General features: G+C 57.8%; 7 protein-coding genes and 1 pseudogene. 3 read left to right on the top strand and 5 right to left on the bottom strand.

What is annotated here, in order from left to right; genetic code table 11:
- Together SMC5_RS08875 and SMC5_RS10820 are read right to left on the bottom strand one after the other, a co-directional pair.
- Positions 1–896: pseudogene (locus tag SMC5_RS08875) on the bottom strand (fibronectin type III domain-containing protein); the annotation flags it as partial.
- A gap of 126 nt (positions 897–1,022) precedes the next feature.
- Positions 1,023–1,187 carry a hypothetical protein gene (locus tag SMC5_RS10820; RefSeq protein WP_165846366.1) on the bottom strand — a complete coding sequence of 55 codons (165 nt, stop codon included), beginning with the start codon at positions 1,185–1,187 and terminating at the stop codon, positions 1,023–1,025.
- A 52-nt stretch (positions 1,188–1,239) separates the two neighbouring features.
- On the opposite strand from SMC5_RS10820, the gene SMC5_RS08870 reads away from it, so the two are divergent.
- On the top strand, positions 1,240–1,935 hold the full coding sequence (locus SMC5_RS08870; protein WP_165846365.1) for an HAD family hydrolase: 696 nt from the start codon (positions 1,240–1,242) through the stop codon (positions 1,933–1,935).
- 87 nt (positions 1,936–2,022) lie between these two features.
- Here SMC5_RS08870 and SMC5_RS08865 read toward each other — a convergent pair whose 3' ends face one another.
- Complete coding sequence (locus tag SMC5_RS08865) at positions 2,023–2,472, bottom strand: OsmC family protein (protein ID WP_119120419.1); 450 nt, start codon at positions 2,470–2,472, stop codon at positions 2,023–2,025.
- Between the two features lie 378 nt (positions 2,473–2,850).
- On the opposite strand from SMC5_RS08865, the gene SMC5_RS08860 reads away from it, so the two are divergent.
- Positions 2,851–4,167 (top strand): DEAD/DEAH box helicase, encoded by a 1,317-nt coding sequence (locus tag SMC5_RS08860; protein ID WP_165846364.1) that lies wholly within the window; start codon positions 2,851–2,853, stop codon positions 4,165–4,167.
- Between the two features lie 127 nt (positions 4,168–4,294).
- On the opposite strand, the gene SMC5_RS08855 is transcribed toward SMC5_RS08860, so the two are convergent.
- Positions 4,295–5,014, bottom strand: coding sequence for a pirin family protein (locus tag SMC5_RS08855; protein WP_165846363.1), 720 nt, complete (start codon positions 5,012–5,014; stop codon positions 4,295–4,297).
- The gene (locus tag SMC5_RS08850; protein WP_119120416.1) at positions 5,011–6,036 is read right to left on the bottom strand and encodes an HD domain-containing phosphohydrolase; all 1,026 of its coding nucleotides are present in this window, start codon (positions 6,034–6,036) and stop codon (positions 5,011–5,013) included. Before SMC5_RS08850 ends, SMC5_RS08855 begins: the two co-directional genes overlap by 4 nt.
- A gap of 531 nt (positions 6,037–6,567) precedes the next feature.
- On the opposite strand from SMC5_RS08850, the gene SMC5_RS08845 reads away from it, so the two are divergent.
- Complete coding sequence (locus SMC5_RS08845) at positions 6,568–6,756, top strand: hypothetical protein (protein ID WP_119087676.1); 189 nt, start codon at positions 6,568–6,570, stop codon at positions 6,754–6,756.
- Positions 6,757–6,802: the final 46 nt, after the last annotated feature.

Raw genomic sequence — 6,802 nt, 5'->3', positions numbered from 1 at the left:
CTGCCCGTGGGACAGGTGATGCGGACGAGGCTCTCGTAGGTTCCCGCCGGCATACCGGTCCGCTGCACTCCGATGTTGATGTGCTGGATTCCGCTGACAGGAATGCTCCCTGTCATGGGCGAAACCCCGACCAGCCATGAAGCACCAGGGGTGACGCCGAACGTCACCGGCGTGCTCCCCGCATTTTGCAGAGTCAGGACGAGTGACGTCTGGTCGCCTCCAAAATCGAGCTCCGGAGGAAGAAAGAAAACGCCAGACGGCATTGGTGCCGCCTGCGGAATCACTTGGACACCTGCGCAGAGATCGCTCGCGCCATTCGCGTTGACGGCTTTGACGGCGTACCAGTAGGACCTGCCGCCCAGGAGCATGGGGCCGTCCGTCCAGGTGCGCGTGTCGAAGCCCTGATCGCCCACGTTCAGTGTGGCAACGAGCGTCGACGGATTTGCGTGACTGTCACGGTAGATGCGCCAGGCAGTAATCGGTGCCGTTCCAGGGTCCTCGGGAGGACTCCATGAAAGTACAACTGACTCGACCCCGGCTGTAGCCCCAAGAGCCGTCGGCGCACTGGGAATCGGACTGGGGACAGCCACCTTGAGATACGTATCGACAGACCAGCCTATCACTCCACTTTTCCACTGGACGCGCCACCAGATGAAGGTACCACCAGCAACAGGACCCTCCAGGATGACCCCACGGGCCCCGTCTTTTTCGGCGCCGACGATGGTTCCCGAACTGACAGCCGACGATCGCACGTTGAGGCCGTCTCCCCCTGTGCCGGTGACTTGGACAGCAGACCCGACAGTCAGTGTCTCGGCAAGAGCTGAAAACGGCATGGACATAAGGGAGGTCAGCAGGGCCAGACACAATACAATGGCAGCCAGCCCCCTAAGCGGCATCCTCTTCTCCCCACCGTGCCTGCCTTCTGAATGCCTCATATCGACCATCGTGCCTCCCGTACGGTGGAGTTTCCGGATGCGGTCTTCCGGCCCCTGTCGCCACCTATTTTTATAGTGTAGCAGCCTTCAGACAACTATTCCACACAGTTCTTCACAGGACCTGCGAACATCTGTGTTGCCAAGGTCGACTCTCAGGAGCACTTGCTTCCCGCGCTGATCATCTCCTGTGCCCGGTCCGCAACCTGCTGCGGCACCATCTTGCACGACACGCCCCACGGCCTTACAATACATATATTGCAGTGCCTCCAAGAGCGGGCGCGCAACGCAGAACAGGAGGCCAACGATGAACCTGATCATGTTCGACATGGATGGTACCCTCTACCGGACGGAAACATCCTTCTTTCCAGCAGTGCACGACTTTGCAGACAAGTATGGTTTTTTACAGCCCAGCGACGATTTCCTGCGAGGCTTTATCGGCAAGACAGGCGAAGAGTGGAAAGCCTGGGTAGAGAGCCTGCATCTCGGGAAACCGACAGATGAACTCGATCAGGAATTTGACGCTCTGGAGCGACATTATGTGAACACTCAGGGACAATTGTATCCCGGTGTTCCGGATGTTCTTCGGACACTTGCCGCCAACGATTGGCATCTCGGTATCTGCAGCAATGCTCCACCCTGGTATCCCGAACTTATCCTGACGAATGCCGGCGTCCGGGATCTTTTTGACCTCGTCCGTGTACCAAAACGCAGCGGCGAAACAAAACCCATGATGCTCTGTGAGGTGTGGAACGAGCTTCGCCCAGAGCAGTGCGCCATGGTGGGTGACCGGGCCGATGATATGCAGGCCGCTCGCACCGGAGGGTATTTCGCGATAGGCGCCCTTTACGGTTGGGCTCCGGAAGAATTGGGTCTCGCCGACATCCATATCCACGACATTGTCGAGGTGCCGACAGCCCTTACCCGCCACTGGTCTCTAGGGGGTAAGGACAAGGGTACAAACGCTCCCGCGACTGTGGCGTCTGTAACCAGAAAGCCCTGAAACCCCCTTCGCAGGCACGAGGACAAGGAAAAAAGCCCCGCCTGATGGCGGGGCTTTTACAAACCTGCTATCTGACAGGACAGGCGACTACTTGTCGATAACGATGGTCGCTGGTTTCAAACTGACGCCATTTCCAAGTGAATCACCAGCCGGACAGCGGCTCTGGATGAATCTCTGGAATGCTTCGACCTTATCCTGGGGCGCATCCGTCTTGATGTGCATGGTGAACCGGATTTCCTGATAGCCGGGACGCACGTTCGGATCTCCCTTGAGGAACCCGTCAGTGTCCAGATCTCCCTCGAGCTCGACCCAGAATTCCTTGAGCTCGATGCCCTGAGATTTAGCAAACGCAGCAGCGATGATACACTGGCAGGAACCCAGAGATACCAGTAGACCCTCAACCGGGTTCATGCCAGTATCGGTGCCGCCCAGCGATGGCGGTTCATCGATAATCACCTTGAAGCCGCGGGACTCGCTCTCGACTGCAAGACCCCCTGGGAGCTTACGCGAAATAGCCTTGAATGTTGTCATTGCCATGTTGACGCCTCCATTTCTATTTGAGACGGGCGAGATTTCTCGTCCGATCGTAGTTTAGTTGAACGACTTGGCATCTTCAACCAGTCCTCGGTACGAAATCCTTCACGAAGACGGTCCCCCTGAGTGCCCACAATCAGGATCAACACATAACCTTCGTTGACAGTGCCCTGTTCGGACCCATACTATATTGTTTTGCAGGTCCGTGCACAGGGAAACAGACGGCCGGGACTAATCCGACCGAACGCTCACTGTCGATGTCTCATAGCATGGGTCCAATAGCACTCGCCACACCCGTGCGGCGACATCCGACATATGAAAGAGCCGCCTGCTGACTGTCTGAGAGCGTCATCCTGTCGAGCGCCGGCACAAGGAGCTCACGTGACATTTGATTCATTTCATCTCGACCCCCGCCTTACCGCGGGTATTGTTTCATGCGGCTACACCACACCCACACCCATCCAGGAGAAAGGTATTCCCCCTGTCATGGAAGGACATGACGTCATGGGCCTTGCCCAGACCGGTACAGGCAAGACGGCCGCATATGCACTTCCGATCATGGAGCGCCTGCTGACGGGGCCGCGCGGTTCACTGCGTGCCCTCGTCGTCGCCCCAACCCGCGAACTGGCGGAACAGATCGCCGAGGACTTTCGCGACCTGGGTCGCAAGGCTCGCCTCACCGTTCTCACTATCTACGGTGGCGTCGGCATCAACCCACAGATCGATGCGCTCCGGCGCGGCGTCGACATTGTCATCGCCTGCCCCGGTCGCTTGCTGGACCACATCAGCCAAGGTACGGTCGATCTCACCAAGATACAGGTCCTCGTCCTCGACGAAGCGGACATGATGCTGGACATGGGCTTCCTGCCCGACGTCCGGCGCATCATCAAGAACCTCCCCGCCCAGCGTCAGAACCTGTTGTACAGCGCCACCATGCCGGAGGACATCCGCCATCTGGCCGACGCTATCCTGCATGACCCCGTGACGGTCCAGATTGGGCACTCCGCTCCGGTAGAAACGGTTTCACATGCGCTTTATCCCGTACCGCAGCACCTCAAGACACCGTTGCTCATCGAGTTGCTGAAGCACACTGATACGGAGTCGGTGCTGATCTTCACACGCACCAAGCACCGTGCCAAAAAGCTTGGCGAGAAGCTGGCCAATGAAGGCTACCGCGCGACGTCACTGCAGGGCAATTTGTCGCAGCGCGCACGCCAGGCAGCACTGGGCGGCTTTCGCGACGGTAGATATAAGGTACTGGTCGCTACCGACATTGCGGCTCGCGGCATCGATGTGACGCAGATCTCGCACGTCATCAACTACGACATCCCAGACACGACAGACGCCTACACTCATCGCATCGGACGTACCGGCCGAGCTCTCCATTCAGGAGACGCGTTCACTCTGGTCACAGAGGAAGACACGATCCTGGTCCGCGATATTGAGAAGGTTCTGGGAACGCCCATCGAACGGCGTACCCTCTCCGGCTTCGACTACAAGGCCCCAGCTCCAAAACGCGAGACTGAATTTGCCTGGGATCACAGACCCAGTACGGGTTCCAGCCGCCCTCAGCGTTCGGCCGGCCGTGACGGCCAGTCCACTTCAGCACCGAAACATCATGAAAATAACGTGAATCCACCAAAGAGCTTGAATCACCGGTCAGAGTCAAGAAGACCTGCCAATATCCGGACCTCTTGACAACGTTTTCATAGAAGTGATATAATAAGGATGTGATAGCGCCAAACGTTATCACATGCCCTCCTTCGCAGGGGCCCCGTCTGGGGCCCCTCGCTTTTTCCCTGTGGTTTGGCCCTGTTCCGCTACGTTATTCGCGAATCGTCTGTCCCAGCGTCGGCACGTCCACAAGGACGAACTCCGAGTGGTCGATCGCCCCCACCATGAACTCGGGCTCGTTCGCTATACGTGCCTGGTCCCCTGCCTCATAGTCGACCCCATTGACAGTCATAGCACCACGGGTCAGGTAGACGAATGCGCAACGGTCCGGGACCATCTGGTATTCGATCATCTGGTAGGGTTCGAGCGAACCGACGAAAACGGTCGCGTCCGCGTTCATCGGAATCGCCCCCGTCTTGTTTTGACCGGATGCGACTGCAATCAGCTCGTTAGGAGGAGGAAACGCTCCAAATGCTGCCTCAGTATGCGACGGCATCAGTCCTGGCTCCCGCGGAAAAATCCCCATCTGATACAAATGGACTTGTCCCGAGCACTCGTTCGTCTCCACGTGACGGACACCACTCCCGGAAGACAGGACCTGGACATCGCCTGGACGAAGACGTACTGGAGGCTGAGCCCCTTGCCGCTGCCGTATCTCCCCTGCCACAACGATGGTGACAACCTCAATCTCGTCATGGAAGTGGAGCGGGAAACCACACGCGGGGTGGATGAGGTCATCGTTGAAAAACCGGAGACCGCCCCAGCGAACGTTCCCGGGTTCGAAGTAGTCGCCGTACGAGAACAGCAGGAAGTTCTCGGAACTCTGCGACACGGCGAGGTGTCGCTTCTGCGACGCTACGCGGCGAATCATCCACCCTCGCTGTGGGCCTGGTCCTCGGACAGAATCTCGCCGGCACTGATCATGTCGAGAAATGTCTGCCCGATGGTGGGATCGAACTGCGTCCCCAGGTGTCCTGCGATTTCCTCCCGGGCCGCTGCCGCTGGCAGAGAATGGCGATATGGACGTTGAGACGTCATTGCATCGAATGTATCGGCGAGAGCCAGAATCCGAGAACCGACCGGAATGTGTTCTCCCGACAAGCCATCTGGATAGCCGGCTCCATCCCATCGCTCATGGTGATTGCGGATGATGGCCGCAACATTGCGCAGCTGTGCGATGGGGCGCAGGATGCTCTCACCGACCAGAGGATGCGTGTCCATGATCGTTATCTCTTCCGGAGTCAGACTGGACGGCTTGTCCAGCAGACGGTCGGGGACCGCTACCTTGCCGATATCGTGGAGACGAGCGGCCAGCTCAATCTCGGCAACATCGGCAGCATGGCCCAGGACCCTGCGAGCTATCTTGCCAGCCAGGAACGCGACTCGGGTGGAATGGCCGCGCGTATATCGGTCTCGAGCCTCGAGTGCGTCGACCAGCGTGATCATGCCGTCCACAAAGCGCTCCGGCAGTGCATCTTGCAGGGCCGCGACCTGCTGCTGAAGTCCAGAGACTCGCGCCTCCTGACGAGCATCCTGAAGCTGTCGGTCTGTCACGTCGTGCGACGTCACAGCAGTCCCGGCATAGGCACCTCCCGGCGTTTTCACGGGGACGCATCGGTGTTCATAGACCTTGCCTGTCGACAGATCGCCCTCGACAAACAAGAACTCCGTCGCCGTTCCTGTCCGCAGTACGCCAAGACCCTGTTCGACGTCCTCGCTCACTGAGCTGCCAAAGAGCAGAGGAAAAGCGATGCCGGCATCCGACCGTGAACCCCTGATGAGTCGTACCTGAGCGTTGAGTGTAACGACATGGTCATGAGCATCGGCTACGACGACGCCGTCAGGAAACTGTTCGAGTGCCAAACGTATCAGTTCACCTTCATCCTGAGCCATAAGCGCCTCCTTGGCATCACGTGCCGTTCCACCTAAGAAAAGTCTAGCGCGTTGTGGTGTCAAGTAAAATGCTGCCAGTTGAGACAGCAGAAATGGGCGTCATTGATGAGGGGAAATGAAAAAGGCGAAAAGCTTACGCTTCTCGCCATTGTAGTAAGTTGGTTGGAGAAAGAAAGTCGGAACCTTCTTATCTAACACATTCGTTATCTTAGCGGGTTCATCGTGGCACGCAAGGGCAGGTCTTGCACACAATTGTTCACAATCTGCTCAAGAATCCACAAGACGCACTTTGCATCAGGTTTTTATGTGGATTCCCTTCCAGAATTCTACGTACGTTGTGAGGTTCTTCGCTTTCTGCCCGGGTTCAGGTGTGTTCACGCAACATCGCCGGCTTCGCCGTGACACCCGGCCGAACTAGCTACCAGGTGACACTGAGCGCGAACAGCACCAGAGGCTCATCCTGGACCCTTCTATTGATGGGTGTCTCATAACTTCAATGGGTACCCGAAATTCAGAACACAGGAGGCACAGATGACCGTCCAGGACCAGGCAGGAACGATTCGCATCACGTTCGTCAGCACGAAGGGCGAGACTATCGCCAACGTCAATCCGCTTGCCACAGACGCCGTCGCATACGCGTGCGCCGGACAGCTCATGACTCTGCTCACTGAGCAGACGGCCGCCATCGTACGCAACAGGCGGGCCACATTCGTGGAGTAAGGAGGTAACCCATGGCTGATTCTCAGACCACCGTCCTTCGCCTCGT

The organism is Candidatus Cryosericum odellii (assembly GCF_003570935.1).
Classification (GTDB): domain Bacteria; phylum Caldisericota; class Caldisericia; order Cryosericales; family Cryosericaceae; genus Cryosericum; species Cryosericum odellii.
The sequence above is the reverse complement of the archived record's forward strand: the minus strand, read 5'-3'. Positions and strand labels throughout refer to the sequence as shown.